Below are 15776 nucleotides of genomic sequence, written 5' to 3'. Positions count from 1 at the left end.
TGAAGAATTATGATTGTGACTTGTATCAATCAGATTTAGTATTAGACAATTAACGAGCGCATTCTGCAAAAGAATTTCCAAATAAATAATTCAAAACCTCAACTAAAATTGACTTTACTGTAATTCTCCTGTTTCTTGTAGAGAATTGAGTCGATGATATATACCACCGCGATTTAATAATTCTTGATGGCTACCGACTTCTACAATTCGCCCTGCATCTAAAACGACAATTTTATCGGCTTCGCGAACCGTACTGAGGCGATGGGCAATAATAATCGTAGTGCGAGTTCCTAAAATAGATCGCATTGCCAGTTGAATCGATCGCTCCGACTCGTAATCTAGACTGGAAGTAGCTTCATCAAAGACTAAAATATCGGGATCGACAAGTAAAGCCCTAGCAATACCCAAACGCTGTTTTTGTCCACCTGAAAGTCGTACCCCTCTTTCGCCTACTACAGTAAAGTATTTTTGAGGCAAGCGATCGATAAATTCGCTGACTCTAGCAATTTGACAGGTTCTTTCTACTTCTTGCCAGCTAACAGTAGGATTGCCATAGGTGAGGTTACTAAGTAGCGTACCGTTAAAAATATCTACATCTTGATGGACAATTGCCAAACGGCGACGATAACGAGCAGTATCTAAACTACGAATATCTTCACCATCGATAAGGATGCGCCCACAATCTGGTTCAAAATAACGAAATAGCAATTTAATTAGAGTTGATTTTCCCGAACCAGAACGACCGACTAGAGCTACAGTTTGATATGGTTCTATTAGCAAATCGATCTCTTTAAGAATTGGCTGCTGAGGCTCGTAACCAAAGCTGAGATGAGAAAATTCTAGCTTGCCCGTAAATTTGTAGGGATTATCGCTAACGTCTTCTGATACTAAACTAGCGGCATCAGTCCCAACAGGAAGCTGCATAAAATCGTGAAACCGCTTCATTGCTGCCGAACGACGGGCAAAAGTTTCTGACAATAAAGTAATAGGTTCGAGTTCGGCATAAGCCATACTAGAAATCGTTAGCGTGGTAATAAAATGACCCAGAGAAATATTGCCTCTAACGGTAGCAATAAGAGTAAATAGCAAAATTACAAATACACAACTTTGAATACTGGTTCGCAATTGCGTCGCCAAAACTACATAACCTTTATGAATGCGATAGGTAACGTATTTATATTCACGCTCAAATCTTCGCTGCTGGCGTTGTAATTCACGTGCTTCACTGGCAAAAGCTTTGACGGTTTTAATATTGGTAATAATTTCTGAGGTACGGCTTTCAGTGCTTTCCTGATGTTTTTCTAGTAATTCTTCTTTTTCAATCAGTATCTTCAGACGCTTGAGGCTATAAAGGAGAATTGCCACAAAAGAAATTAAAAAAGCGATCGCAATCGGGCCATCGATAAACAAAATCATCACAAAAATACCCAAAATCCGCGCTAACTTGGGTAATAACTGACCTGCAATTTCGGGATACGTCCAGGTGTGATTTTCTATACCTCTGGAAATTCTACCTGCAATGCGTCCTGGGTTGTTTTCGTCATAAAATCCTAGTGGTAGAGTAAGAATTTTGGCAACTACGTTATAAAAGCTGTCTCGTCTGGCTTTTAAAGCAATTAGCCAGTGATACCAAGAACCGATCCAGGGCTGAATGGGCGATCTCACTACGGTGACGATAAAAATTATGCCGAGTAAAACAACCAAAGACAGTGGTTTGGTGTCTAAGTTGCTAATAAGAGCAGCGCGATCGATTAAAAATTGTACTGGTTTATCTACAGGTTGGGCAGAAAGAACATTGAGAATTTGCCCGATCGCATAAGGAACGATAAGATCGATAATTTCAAATAATCCAGAAGCGGCAATACTAAAAATAGCGATCGCTCTATATTTGCCAAAGTAACCAACTATATCCCGCAAAGATGCCATGATTTTGTAGTTGATAGTTTATTTATAAGCTGTAGCGAATAGGATCGAACGTTTACACTAGTTTGCGATAGAGTACGGCTCAATATCGGATTAGCACTGAGCGCGAGTTTACTGAAATTAGCTGTAGCTATTAACTTTTGGTTACTATACTATGTTTAAACTCAATGATTAATTTAGCGACAAACGCCTATAGTTTGCCAGTAAAAACAAATTTAAACCCAATTGACGTTAACGATCTCTTTTTCTGCATTAGTGTTTCTCGTTTCCAAAACAGCTAATTCAAAAATTAAGAGCGATAATTATTCAGGAATTGGCACTTGTAGCGATCGCCCGCAGATATATTTGATAAACCCTAGCTTTTTTGATACCTTCAATTAATGGTTTGACTGGAAAAAGATAACAAAGATGCCATTTTCCGCAGCAAATAAAATTATTGAAGGATCTGCATTGCCAAAAGTAGAGCATTCGTTGGAAGATTCGACCCCTAAAAACGTAGAGCAAGCTAAGAACGCCTCAAATTTAGATTGGCTATATCGGGGTACGAGTGAAATTTTTCCAGATCGTCCCGACTCCGATAATCTCGATGAAAACCTGGCGCAGCGAATTATTAAGAGCGATCGCCCCTTACGAGTCAAGTTGGGCATCGATCCTACGGGAACGGATATTCATCTCGGTCATAGTATCCCCTTTCGCAAGTTGCGGGCATTTCAAGATGTAGGGCATACGGCAGTAGTAATTATTGGCGATTTTACGGCACAAATTGGCGATCCTACTGGTAAATCAGAGGTGCGTCGTCAGTTAACAGCAGAACAGGTAAAAGCCAATGCCCAAAGTTATTTAGACCAACTGCGCCCAATTTTAGATTTCGACAACCCCGAACGGCTGGAAATTCGCTACAACTCTGAATGGTTGGGCAAACTCGATTTGGCGCAGATACAAGAACTATTAGCGACGATGACTGTCGGACAGATGCTAGCGAAAGAAGGTTTTGCCGAACGCTATGGACAGGAAAAACCAATTTTTCTCCATGAATTTCTTTATCCTTTGATGCAGGGTTATGACTCAGTGGCTGTAGCAGCAGATGTAGAACTAGGGGGAACGGATCAAAAGTTTAATATTGCCGTCGGTAGAGATTTACAAAGATATTTTGGTAAAAGTACCCAGTTTGGTTTGCTGTTACCAATTTTGTTGGGTACGGATGGCGTGCAAAAAATGTCTAAATCTTTGGGTAACTACGTGGGACTAAAAGAAAATGCTCTGTCGATGTATTCCAAGCTAGAAAAAACTCCAGATAGCCTCTTAAAAGATTATTTTGAATTATTAACTAAACTAGACCTTAACGAACTACCAGATAATCCGAGAGAATGTCAAAAGCTATTGGCGATCGAGGTGACTTCTCAATTTCATGGTAAAGACGCAGCTTTACAGGCACAGCAAACCGCACAGCAAATCGTCCTTCAAGGAGATACTACTAGTGGCGATAGCGTGCCAGAATACTCTTTATCCGAAGTAGAGTTTCCTGCCAAACTGTTTTTTGTTTTAGGTGCTAGTGGACTGTGTAAGAGTAGTGGTGAAGGCAGAAGGCAAATACAGGGCAGTGCGGTAAGGCTAGACGGCGATCGCATTACCGATGTCAATGCTACTTTTAGCACGGCTGAAGAACTAGCAGGGAAAGTTTTACAGGTGGGTAAGAAAAAGTTTGTGCGTCTAATTCAATAAAATTGTAATGATGAATTTAAACGCGGGCAAACTATGGCGAATTTTAATCTTGTCAGCCATTATTTGGTTTGGAGGAGCAGAGAGATTTCCCTTGAGCCAAGTTATAGCCGAACCAACAGCCAACAATTGCGATCGCAATCTAGAAACTTTAACTGCTTCACTGTTAAAAGATTTACCAAACTATGCCAACCGCGTAATTCAAAGAACCAAAGATTTAGATCGAGAGGTAATTGATAACTATATTATTTCAGCAGGAAGAGCCAACTTTGTGCCGTTAAATCTTCCCAATCTTCAATACGAGCCAATTGATTCACAATCACCAGAGCAGATATTTTTTACAGTTTTAGAACGTCAATACAGCGATCGCCAAGTTAGAGAAATACAAACCTATCACTGGTTGTTTTTAACTCCTTCTGATAGCGGATGGCGTATGGTGATGATGTTTTCTCGCTTTGGTAATGAGTCAGAATTGCGTCCACCTACCCCACCCCGCGAAACTAGTAATGGTATCCTCGGACAAGGAGTTCAGCTATGGCTGAGAGATTGTCGAGCAGGCAAGATAAAGTAAATTGAATCTGTAGAGGCAAGGCGCTGCCTTACCCGTACTTATGTTCGGAGCAAAAGATTGGTAAATTTTTCAGGACGACCGAGATGATATCCTTGGGCGTAATCTACCTTAAGAGCTCGTAAGGCATCTAAAATATCTTGATTTTCTACAAATTCGGCTACGGTTTTTAAGCCAATTACTTGCGCCAAATTATTAATTGCTTCAACCATCGCTCTCGATACGTTGTCTCGATCTAAAGCGCGAATAAATGAGCCATCAATTTTTAAATAATCTACAGACAAATTCTTTAAATATGTCAGAGAAGACATACCCTTGCCAAAATCATCCAAGGCAAAACTACAGCCAAGATCTTTCAAAGTTTTAATAAAAGTAGAAACTGAGTTGAGATTGGAAATAGCTATGGTTTCGGTAATTTCAAAACAAAAAAGTTGGGGAGGAAGCTGATAGTCTTTAAGTCTGGTGGTTAAAAACTTAAGAAAATTTTCATCGTTTAAAGATGCCCCTGAAAGATTGATCGAAAAGCGATGATTTTCCCAATTACAGCGATCGCCACTAGCTAAAGTTGCCAACACATTTTCGACTACCCAGGTATCAATATTGGGCATTAAAAAATTGCGGTTGGCAATATCTAAAAATGTATTGGGAGCAATTACACGGTTGTGTCGATCGGATAATCGTAGCAAAATTTCAAAATACTGCTTGCGGTCGTCCAAACTTAGGGAAGTAATTGGTTGAGCATACAACACAAACAAATTTTCTTGTAGTGCTTGCCGTAATCGCTTGCTCCACTGTAGTTCGCGAGCTTGTTCTGATTTCGATTGAGAAATATCGTCTCGATAAATACTAATGCAGTTTCTGCCTCGACTTTTAGCCGTGTATAATGCTCGGTCGGCAGCTTCGATCAGCAAAGCAGGATTATCTTTAGCATTGGGAAAAGTACTGGCTATTCCTATACTCAGAGTTACCGTAGAAATCACCGATGAATTAGCATGAGAAATATTTAGTTCTCTAACCTTGGCTCTAATATTTTCGGCAACTTCAATTGCTCCTCGCAACGGTGTATGAGGTAAAATTACTGCAAATTCTTCGCCTCCATAGCGAGCTACAATATCAGCGGGTCGCTTAACAGCAGAAGCAATAGCTCCAGCCACTCGACGCAAACACTCATCTCCTTGCTGATGACCGTAAGTATCGTTGTAAACTTTGAACAAATCGACATCACACATCAGTAACGACAGTGCAGCAGGAATTCTGATCGCTCTGCGCCACTCTAAATATATTTGTCGCTCGAAATAACGTCGGTTAAAAATTTTGGTCAGAGGATCGCACATAGCTAACTGTTTGAGTTGTACGTTGGCTTCTCGAAGTCTTTTGTATAGCAGACCTTGTTCGATCGCAATCTCTAACTGAGTAGTCAAACGTTGAAGTAAATTTATTTCTCCTTCTTGCCATTTGGTTAAAGAGTGGCGTTCGGCAACCAACCATCCCCATAACAAACTCGAATTCTTTGTCCGTGCGGTTTGGTTTAGCAAAATTGGCACGACTGCTAGCAGTTGAGACTCAATATTGACTAAGTTTTCAGAACGATTTCTGTATTCAAAAATTTCGCTCTTGCCTTTGAGATAACGATGGTATTGTTCTTCACTAGGACAAATAGAATCTAAGGTAATTGGTAACAGACTAGCTGTTAAATTATCAGCTATAGACTGAGCCTCTATACAAATTATGGCATTATTTATAGATACCAGGGACAAGCGATCGCACTCCAAAAAATGCAAAATTTCATCGGTAGCGGTTTGAAAAATCGCTTGAAGATTTAATGTTTGTCGAATGCGATCGGTAATATCGAACAGTAACTTTTGTTTTTTGACTTCTAATGCCAGGCAACGATTTAAATTTTGTAAAGAAAGATGGGTGTGAATACGTGCTAGTAATTCTTGGCGATCGATTGGCTTGGTAATATAGTCAACTGCACCTAGTTTAAAACCCGTTAGTTTACTTGAGGTTTCTGACAGGGCAGTCATAAATATAATTGGTATGTTTTTAGTACTATTATCGGCTTTCAAATGGCGGCAGGTTTCAAATCCATTTATTTCAGACATCATTACATCTAAAAGAATGAGGTCTGGCAACATTTTTTTAGCTGTTTTAATTGCCTTTTTACCGCTCTGTGCTACCAGAACTTTATAACCAAAATCTTTGAGATATTTAAATATAAGCTGTAGATTATCAGGCGTATCATCAACCAAAAGAATTGTTTTTTGACGCTTGCAATCTACTAAAGCAACCATAAAAATATTTTTTTAATCGTTTGAAATTTTATCTATTTAGTTTTAACTTACTTTATTCAAACTTCGTAATAGGTTAAATTACTGGTATTTTTAGCCCGAAAATTTAAAAAAAGTTTCACTAAGTACAATCAATTAAGTATTGGTACTGAAGTTGTCTAATTTGTTAACATTGAAAGCGACCGCCCTTCTAAAATTGCGCTCTAAACAAAGCAAAAAATTCTGAAAATTAATATAATTTTTTAGATTGAGTTAAATAATAACTACGTCGATTTTCTTACTTAAAAACCGAGTAGTTGTGGCTAAAATTTTTCTGTATTATAGCGTTACGCATATACGTTAGGACATTTTTTGAAAGCTGCATCAACACATTCTCTAATAGTCTCAAATTCTTTAACTCTCTGCTTCATCCAAGTTTTGAGAACAGACCACCAACGCTCTATTTTGTTTAGATCGGGAGAATAAGGAGGCAAATACCAAATCTCACATCCAGCCTCGGATACTATTTCTTGAATACTTTGTCCTTTGTGAAAAGTAGCATTGTCAATAATAATGATATCCCCTGGTTGAAGTTGAGGAATCAAACTTTTCTCGAGCCACGTCTCAAACAAATCTCGATTACATGACCCCTCAAAAGTTAATGGAGCAAATACTTTTCCTTTTTTAAGTGCCGCAATCCAACTTACTCTCTCGTTTCTTTTACCAGATTTAAGTGCGTAACATCTTTCTCCTTTGGGGCTATATCCGTAGGGATAATCGTCTCGATTATCAAATCCTGCCTCATCAATATAAACTAGATGATTTGAGGATTTTTGGTGAAGTTTCTCTTTGAATTGTTTTCTTTTCTCTTCATCTCTTTCTTGATACCCGTAAGTTTTTTTTTCTGGTTATGCCTAACTTTTCCATGCCATCACTAATGTTTTGCTGGGTGAGATTTTCTCCCCATAAATCCGCCATCTGCTGCTGTGTCTTATCTTGATGTTGCTTCACAAACTGTTTAAATCTCTCTAAATCTTGAATTTTGCGATTTTCTCTAGGAGGGCGGTTGGCGATCGCGCTGTAGTCTCCTGTTTCTTTTTCTCTCTGTAACCATAGGTTTAAGGTATTACGGCTAATTCTCATTAGCCGACAAATAACTATTTTCTTCTCACCTCTTTTTACTGCATTTACCGCTTTTTTTCTCAAGTCGTAGCTGTAGGGAGCAGGCATTTTTTTTCTTCTTTTTTCGCGATCGCTTCGCTCCTAATAATAGCCTACTGTGTCCTAACCTAACCCCGTATTGCTATAAGTGTAATTACTAACTCTACAAAAATTGGGTGATAAATTTGACTAATTTATGCTGTTGGCAACTGGCAGTAATTTGTTTGGTTTGTTTGACAAAGGTAGTGTATTTAGAATTTTGTGCAGCAATGTCTTCAAGTTGCTGTTGAACTGCTTCGAGATCGCCCAAATCAGCTAATTCCAGTAGCCGACTGAGTTCGGTGACGGGAACATCGATCGCTGGCGGAGTAAAACTTTCAGCGCGATCGGAAATTTTCCATGTCAGGTTGAGATTAATTTCTAATAGCTCGACTAGCTTGTTTGAGTCAACTGGCTTGGACAAAAAGCCCTGGTAATCAATTTCTGAGGTTGTAGATACAATTGTGCGATTGGCAGAAACTACGAAAATTTTAAGCTGCTGTAGTTCTGGCTGTTGGCGAATTTTGACGATTGTTTCTCTACCATCCATCTCGGGCATCACCCAATCCAAAAGAATGGCATCTGGTTTAAAAGATTTTGCCTTGACCAAACCTGTTTTTCCATTATTGGCTTCTTCGACTATAAAACCTAAAGGCTGTAAATAACTCCTCAATAAACGGCAATTATCTAGATTATCGTCTACGATTAAGACTTTACAAGGCTGTTGCAGTTTGCCGCTCGATCGAGTTGAAAATTTTCTAGTACTAGGGGAATAAGTAATATTTGCTCTGGCTTCTGATAGTTTGAGATCGAACCAAAACTTGCTTCCTTTTCCAGCAGTGCTTTCAAGATAAATTTGACTACCCATAAGCCGCACGATGTTTTGGGCGATTGTCAGTCCCAAACCAGTACCTTCTTGTTGTTCGCAATTACCGTTTAACTGTACAAAAGGTAAAAAAATGCTGGTCAACTTATCTTCGGGTATGCCTATACCCGTATCTTCAATTTGAAAGCGAAGCAAATCGGTAGCTGTTGAAGATGCTGTTGGCTCTAAGTTGGACACATAGCCTACGGTAAAAGTTACTTTGCCTGCTTGAGTAAATTTAACGGCATTACTGAGCAGGTTAAACAAAACCTGTCGCAAACGAGTTTCATCACTGTTGACAATTTGAGGTAAGGGATAAATTGTTTGATAATCGAACTCTATGCCTTGCTCGCGGGTACGAAGTTGAAAAATAGCTGTAGTAGTCTGCAAAAAGTCAATTAAATTAAATTCTTTTGTTTCTAGCTCTAATTTATTGGCTTCAATTTTAGAAAAGTCAAGAATATCATTAATCAGCATCAGCAAATGTTGTCCGCAGCGATAGACAATGTCGATATTTTGCGATTGTTCGGGAGTGAGATTAGAACCTTGTTTGACAATGTGACTAAAGCCTAAGATGCTATTTAAAGGTGTACGTAGTTCGTGGCTTACATGAGCGATAAAAGTATCTTTAGCTAAATTAGCGCGTTGCAGTTTTTCCTTACTTTCTTGTAAAGCCATTTCTGCTTGTTTGCGATCGCCAATATCTTCAATAACGGCAATAAAATATTCTAGTTTGCCCGAATCTTTTTTAACCGAAGAAACCGTTAGATTTACCCAAACCAGCGAATTATTACGATGAATGTAGCGTTTTTCCAGCGAATAGGTTTCAATTTCTCCTTCGAGCATTAGTCGAACGTATTTGAGCTCTCTCGCTAAATCTTGAGGATAGGTAATTTTTTGAAATGTTATTTGGGTCAATTCATTGACTGAGTAGCCGACTATTTGGCAAAATCGCTGATTAACACTAATAAATCTTCCTGTTGTCGCTACATGAGCGATGCCCACGGCTGCCTGCTCGAACGTGCTGCGAAAACGAGCTTCGCTCTCTTTAAGAGCTTTTTTGGCTTTAATAGTAGCTAGAGATTGCCCGATATCCCTTGCCATCAACTCGATTATTTCTCGTTCGTGCGCTTTAAATTTCTGTTCTTTAGCAGTAGTGTCAAAAAAATTTAAAGTTCCAAAGAGAACTCCGTTGACAAAAATTGGTGTACCGATAAAAGATTGTAACGGGAAACTGCTATAAAGCAAATGCGGCTCGATCGACTCATTTGAATTGACTTGGGCATAAGCAACAGTTTGTTGCCGTTGGATAACATCGTTACAGTGAGGGGCTTGACAGTAAACAAGTTTACCTACTGTAAAATTTAACGGCGACTTGACTGCTAAAACTTTATAGCTATTGTTTTTAATTTCACAAATAACACCAGTAGTGAGCTTGAGTATATTACATCCAGTTTGTAGATAATCGTCAAACAAGTCTTCAATTTTAGAGTAGTTAGTAGTTGCGAGACGATGCAGTTGTTTGAGGCTATTACCAAATTCAGCCAAAGTAGCAGTACGTTCTTCTACTCGCAGTTCGAGATCTTGATTTAACTTTTTAAGTTCGGCTTCTCGCGATCGCAAAGCCGCTTCGGTTTGGCGAATTTCGGTAATATCGATTGTCACGCCCGCCATACGACCTTCACTAAGGTTTTGCTGCCGATAAAATTTACCTTTAGTTACCAACCAGCGAACATTACCGTTAGGATGAAAAACGCGGTATTCAACTCGACAAGATTTTTGAGTTTTGAAAGCCGTTTGTATTTGTTTTTTGACTCGTTGGCGATCGCTTATTTCGATTATCTCTAGCCAAGCTGCAAAAGAATTAGGCATTCGCTGGCGATCGATACCATAAAGCTGACAGAAGCGATCGTCCCCAATCAATTTGCCGCTAGCCTCCAAAGTCCAAGTCCCGATGTCGGCAGCTGAAAGAGCCAAATTCAATCTTGCTTCACTATAACTTAGTGCCTTTAAGGTTGTTTTTAGTTGCTGTTGAACTTTCTTAATTTCGTCTAGCTTGACAAAACTAATAACAATGCCGTCATCATTTCCTTCTTCTGTAATGTAAAGATTAACTCGCATCAACAAATATGAATCGTTTTGCTTGAGCTTTACTTCACGTTCGATAGTTTGTTTATCCTCAAGAACTCGAACCAACAAGTCCTGCAAGTCGGGGCATTCAATTCTCAGCGAAAGTTCTTCAATGGGGCGGTCTATATCTTCATTACGTAAGGCAACTGCTTCGGTAGCAGCAGGAGTAAATTTACGAATTTTTAAATCTCGGTCTAAAAATATGACACCAATATCGGTACTTTTAAGTAAGTTATCAATATCGTTGTTGAGTTCGATTAGTTCTTGAATTTTGTATTGGTATTCTCTGTTAACCGTATGCAATTCTTCGTTGGTGCTTTGAAGTTCTTCGTTGGTGCTTTGAAGTTCTTCGTTAGCAGCAGTCAATTCTTCGTTAGACGCTTGTTGTTCTTCATTGGTAAATTCTAGCTCCTCTACCAGTGTTTGAAGATTGCCACGGGTATGTTGTAGTTCTTGTTCTAACTCTAGATTGAGTTTTTGAGCCTCATTGTTAATCTCAAATTTTTCTGCTGTTTCTATAAATAGAGAAATTTCTTCCTGAATTTGCACCAGGCAAAATTTTTCCTTCGACGAGCTTAAGCTAGAATGCCCATGTCGCTCGTCTGAAGCTGAAAATAAAGGTATAACTTTAAGACTAATATTATTAGCTTTATCCGATAGATTAAGTTTTATCCCTCGATAGAAAATTGTTTTTTGTTCTTTTCTGGCACGGTGTAGAGCAGCATTAAGTGGCAACTGTAGATCGGAAACGACCATTTTGGTGACTTTGGTAGTTATTTTGCCACTAGGAGGTTTAAAAATTTTGACTTTGCTGTCCCCACATACACGAAGTAATTGGTCGTCGCGATCGACAATTAGAGCGATAGACTGCGATTCGGCTAATAATCCCTTGAGACTTTGTTCGAGAATTGAATCGAGTTGATGTTTTTCTACAGGCTGTATGGTACCTAATAAATTTTTAGGCGCGACCTGACGTTTTTCCTTTAAAGGCAAGGATAATCTAATATCTCTTTGTTTTTGATAGATTTTCCATTTGCGGTCTAAGACTTTAAACTCTTTAGCAAATGTTTCAACCGTTTCGGCTTCTCCCAAAAACAGCACTCCTTTAGTTACTAAAGAAAAATGAAGATTGCGTAGTACAAAATTTTGTAATTTGGGCTGGAGATAGATTAGCACGTTGCGGCAGCTAACAAAATGCATGCGAGTAAATCCAGCATCGCTAGTTAGATCGTGCAAGGAGAAAATAATTTTGTTACGTATTCTACGTATTACCTGATAGGAGTTGTCTTTGGCAACAAAATATTTTTGTAGTCGTTCGGTTCCTACATCATTAGCTATGGAGGGGGAATATATACCCCGAGAGGCTTTTTGCAGAGCATGACGATCGATATCTGTAGCAAAGATTTTGTAACTAATCTGCTTGGGTAAGTCTGCCAGAACCTCGTCGATTAAAATTGCTAGTGAGTAGGCTTCTTCGCCTGTAGAACAAGCTGTTACCCAAAATCTCAACTCTGTATGCGTAGTTACTTGTTCGACTAGCAAAGGCAAGATCTGGTTTTTAAGATTATCCCAAGCTGGTTTATCTCGAAAAAAATGTGTGACGTTAATCAATAAGTCCGAAACTAATTTTTTTCTTTCTGCTTCAGAGATTTTGAGCCGATGAATATAATTATCGATATTATCTAAGTTAGCAATAGAACGACGCCGTTCGATGCGTCGAGATATAGTATTGGTTTTATAATGAGAAAAATCTAAGTTTTCAGTTTCGCTCAGCAAATCTATAATTGCGTTGAGTTGTTGGGTAGCGAGCCAGTTGTTTTGTTCCAAGCTTGAGTCGGCACGAGTATCTGACGTATTCAGGCATTGATAGATTTGGTGGGGTATTTCACCGAGCGGAACAATGCGATCGACTACACCAGTATCAATCGCGCTTAAAGGCATTCCGTCAAATTCTGCCGTGGCTGGCTCTTGAACTATCGTCACCCCACCTGCCTCTTTTATTACTCTAATACCTTGACTACCATCACTTCCAGAACCCGACAAAATTACACCAATCGTTTGCCGAGCAAAATTTTTAGCCAGTGATTTAAAAAAAATATCGATGGGAAAGTTTGGTTGGCGATCGCTATTTTTGCTACGTGGTTCTAAATGTAATAAATTTCCTTCTAAAGTTAAGTTTTTATCGGGAGGTATTAGATACACCGAGTTTGGCTGTAGCTCCATACCTTCTATAGTGCGATAAACAATCATCTCAGTATGCTGTTGCAGCAACTCTTTCATCAGACTTTTATAATCTGGCGATAGATGTTGAATGACTACAAATGCCGCACCGCTATCGGCAGGCAAACGTCCGAACAATTCTTTGAGGGCATTAAGTCCTCCTGCTGAGGCACCAATACCAACTACGTAAAAGTTATCCTTTGCTGTCTCTATAGCATTATCATTCTTATTGTTTGTTTCTGGCTGACAGCTGCCTTTATATTGCCCTGACATTAATTTTGGTGGTTATATGCTCAAAATACTATGGATTTTGTAGTGTTTTCTGCACGATCTTTTGCAGAGTAAGTATCGCGATCGATTAATACCTGACGTTACGCAATATGTCTGAACAATAGTAGTTTCAAGAAGCAAAAGCGGAAAGACGAATAAATTTTTTAATGCCCTCCAGACTACGTCGATTCGGCGTATGCCGAATCCCCTTTACTCTTTCCCAATCTTCACAGAGCGATGAGTACGTAATACCAGTTAATACTTTAGATTATGTAAGTTAAGAGTAACTTTTATAACCGTATATTCAACTAGTTATAAGTATTGAAGCTTAAATTAATCCACGATTTTACGTAGATGAAATCACATTTTCTGAAGCAGGAGTTTAAGGTTTGGCTTGTTAGCACTTAGAAAACTTCAGTATTTCCAATGCGGCGCGATCGCATACTCCAACTTTTCCTAATAAAGAACGCATCTGCTGATAATCATGAAATATCTGTTGTCGCTTGCGTTCATTTAACAATAGTTCTAAAGCGCACACACGCAAATTATCTACAGTGGCTCTTTCTTGAACCAACTCTGGTACTATTTCTCTGCCGACGACTAAATTAGGTGGAGAAATTAGAGGAATATCAAACCCTAGCAAATATCGCGCTACCCAAGCCGTAACGGGATTGAGGCGATAAATAATTACTTGAGGAATGTTAAGTAAGGCGATTTCTAGATTGACCGTACCCGATTTGGCGATCGCTAGATCGGCAGCCGCGATCGCTTCTAAGGTTTGTTCTTTTAAAATAGTTGCGGGCAAATTATATTCGGCAACGGCAGCAGTAATTTGTTGACGATATATTTCCAGGGAAATGGGAATTAAAAATCGTACTTTCGGCAAATGCTGCTGAATTTCTCTGGCTGCCTGACAGATTATTGGTAATAAATACTCAATCTCTTGTTGGCGGGAAGCTGGTAGTAGAGTGATAATTTGCTCTTGAGGTTTAATACTCAATGTTTTACGAGCGGTTTCTCTATCTGGCGCACTTGCCAAACGATCTAATAGAGGATGTCCGATCCAATTAACTTCAACATCTCTAGCCTTAAAATAATTGGCTTCTTCAGGAAAAATTGCCAGGATTTTGTCTACTAGCTTAGTAATTTTATTGGTATTACCTAACATTGGTGCTGCCCAGTCTTGAGGAGCGATGTAATAGATTATCGGTACTTGGGGCAAATGTTTGTTAACAAAGCTGGCGATCGCTAAGTTAGAAGCAGGATAGTCTATTAATACTAAAATGTCAGGCGGATTTTGTCTTAAATACTGTTGGGTTTGTCTTTGAATTTTTAAAGTTGGTAGCACAAAAGGTATGGCTTCTAACAACCCAACCGAACCAATACGAGCAGTATTAGCAATTAAAGACGCACCTGCTGTTTTCATGCGATCGCCACCCAGGGCAACTATTTCTAGTTCGATTTCGCTAAGGGATGCTAGACGATACAATGCCTCAACTAACATCGCTCCCTGTAAATCTCCCGAAACCTCACCCGTACTAATAAAAATTTGCATCGTTCGACTCTAAATTTGCAGTATCGATCGTAATCGCTCGCTCTCTTGAAATAGAAAAGTATTTATTAAGCTTTCACACTATTTTGTCTAATCTGTCTAATGTTCGATATCTTAAATGACAAGCAGTTGTTAAAAGTACTGTTGGAGATTTTTTATCTGAGATAGCAAAATGGAACTCATAATCGAGCTTTATCTATATTTAGTCGTTGCTTTAGTTACAGGTGTTGTTGTTTTACAATCTTTGCCCCGTCTGGGAAAGTTTGGCAAAAATCTTTCTGAGTTCTGTTGTCAGGCACCTGGAATCGATTTAGTTTTAGCATATTTTATGCTGTTGCCTCTGGCGATCGGTTCTTTTGTAGAGGGTTGGCTGGGTGTATTGGTAGCTTTAGTAGCCGAACTGAGCGTTTTATGGATCTGGATAATTGGACACGAACTAGCCAATCGCAAAAATTCCAATCGCGGCAAAATCGCTCTTACTATGAGCGGTATTTTTGGTGGTTGGCGCAATCATCTGGCAATCTGGATTACAGCTTTAGCAATTCCCGTGTTTTGGTTTGTACGCTTTGCCGAAGCAATTGTCTATCCGCCACTAACGTCATTAATTGGCTTGCCCAAATATCAAGCAAAAGACTGGGTCAATGTTTCGCGCCAGAAATTTGAAGGTTTGATTGGCTACGATCTAATTTGGTGTTTGTACTGCGACTGGATGACTGGTGTATGGTCGCTAGGTACGGAGATGTTGAGAAACGTAGAGTCATTTTGGTGTCCGATTCGCTTTTACTCCGATAAAAAATGTGAAAACTGCAAGCAAGACTTTCCCGATATTGAAAATGGCTGGATTGCTGCTGAGGGTAATATGGAACAAGTCTCTGAGTTACTGAAAGACAAATATGATGGTAAAGATGATTCTGCTTGGTTCGGTCATCCGTGTCGTCATAAAGATTCTTGAATATTAAGCAGCTTTATTTCCAAACTTTGATTATTTCAACACTTTTTATGACTGTACCAGTTTGAAATGCGATCGCAATTTAAAAAATTTATTTCAAAAAAAAGCCG

The 15776-nt window shown here is 39.1% G+C and carries 8 protein-coding genes; 3 read left to right on the top strand and 5 right to left on the bottom strand.

Going from position 1 to position 15776, the window contains the following annotated elements:
- Nucleotides 1-114: 114 nt before the first annotated feature.
- Nucleotides 115-1926: an ABC transporter ATP-binding protein gene (locus KV40_RS09995; RefSeq protein WP_036480435.1), complete on the bottom strand. Its 1812-nt coding sequence runs from the start codon at nucleotides 1924-1926 to the stop codon at nucleotides 115-117.
- A gap of 405 nt (nucleotides 1927-2331) precedes the next feature.
- On the opposite strand from KV40_RS09995, the gene tyrS reads away from it, so the two are divergent.
- On the top strand, nucleotides 2332-3645 hold the full coding sequence (gene tyrS, locus KV40_RS09990; RefSeq protein WP_081942818.1) for a tyrosine--tRNA ligase: 1314 nt from the start codon (nucleotides 2332-2334) through the stop codon (nucleotides 3643-3645).
- Nucleotides 3646-3652: 7 nt separating this feature from the next.
- Nucleotides 3653-4213 (top strand): hypothetical protein, encoded by a 561-nt coding sequence (locus tag KV40_RS09985; RefSeq protein WP_253274214.1) that lies wholly within the window; start codon nucleotides 3653-3655, stop codon nucleotides 4211-4213.
- 38 nt (nucleotides 4214-4251) lie between these two features.
- Here KV40_RS09985 and KV40_RS32070 read toward each other — a convergent pair whose 3' ends face one another.
- From KV40_RS32070 to lpxB, 4 genes are all read right to left on the bottom strand, one after another.
- On the bottom strand, nucleotides 4252-6504 hold the full coding sequence (locus tag KV40_RS32070; protein ID WP_052055518.1) for an EAL domain-containing protein: 2253 nt from the start codon (nucleotides 6502-6504) through the stop codon (nucleotides 4252-4254).
- Between the two features lie 323 nt (nucleotides 6505-6827).
- A protein-coding gene (locus KV40_RS34145; protein WP_216595581.1) for an IS630 family transposase occupies nucleotides 6828-7710 on the bottom strand; the annotation gives its coding sequence in 2 pieces (ribosomal slippage) (nucleotides 6828-7382 and nucleotides 7384-7710; 882 coding nt in all).
- 94 nt (nucleotides 7711-7804) lie between these two features.
- Entirely contained in the window at nucleotides 7805-13168 is a 5364-nt protein-coding gene (locus tag KV40_RS09965; protein ID WP_052055516.1) for a chemotaxis protein CheB, read from the bottom strand.
- Nucleotides 13169-13562: 394 nt separating this feature from the next.
- Nucleotides 13563-14720 (bottom strand): lipid-A-disaccharide synthase, encoded by a 1158-nt coding sequence (gene lpxB / locus KV40_RS09960; protein WP_036480429.1) that lies wholly within the window; start codon nucleotides 14718-14720, stop codon nucleotides 13563-13565.
- Between the two features lie 169 nt (nucleotides 14721-14889).
- On the opposite strand from lpxB, the gene KV40_RS09955 reads away from it, so the two are divergent.
- The gene (locus tag KV40_RS09955) at nucleotides 14890-15669 is read left to right on the top strand and encodes a hypothetical protein (protein WP_036480427.1); all 780 of its coding nucleotides are present in this window, start codon (nucleotides 14890-14892) and stop codon (nucleotides 15667-15669) included.
- Nucleotides 15670-15776: the final 107 nt, after the last annotated feature.

Origin of the sequence: Myxosarcina sp. GI1 (assembly GCF_000756305.1) — a bacterium.
In the GTDB taxonomy this organism is placed as follows: domain Bacteria; phylum Cyanobacteriota; class Cyanobacteriia; order Cyanobacteriales; family Xenococcaceae; genus Myxosarcina.
Note: the sequence above shows the minus strand (reverse complement) of the source record. Positions and strands in the feature narration are given on the sequence as shown.

Excerpts from the sequence above, each read along its gene's own strand:
- KV40_RS09995 (WP_036480435.1), bottom strand. The coding sequence starts at position 1,926 with ATGGCATCTTTGCGGGATATAGTTGGTTACTTTGGCAAATATAGAGCG.
- tyrS (WP_081942818.1), top strand. The coding sequence starts at position 2,332 with ATGCCATTTTCCGCAGCAAATAAAATTATTGAAGGATCTGCATTGCCA.
- KV40_RS09985 (WP_253274214.1), top strand. The coding sequence starts at position 3,653 with ATGATGAATTTAAACGCGGGCAAACTATGGCGAATTTTAATCTTGTCA.
- KV40_RS32070 (WP_052055518.1), bottom strand. The coding sequence starts at position 6,504 with ATGGTTGCTTTAGTAGATTGCAAGCGTCAAAAAACAATTCTTTTGGTT.
- KV40_RS09965 (WP_052055516.1), bottom strand. The coding sequence starts at position 13,168 with ATGTCAGGGCAATATAAAGGCAGCTGTCAGCCAGAAACAAACAATAAG.
- lpxB (WP_036480429.1), bottom strand. The coding sequence starts at position 14,720 with ATGCAAATTTTTATTAGTACGGGTGAGGTTTCGGGAGATTTACAGGGA.
- KV40_RS09955 (WP_036480427.1), top strand. The coding sequence starts at position 14,890 with ATGGAACTCATAATCGAGCTTTATCTATATTTAGTCGTTGCTTTAGTT.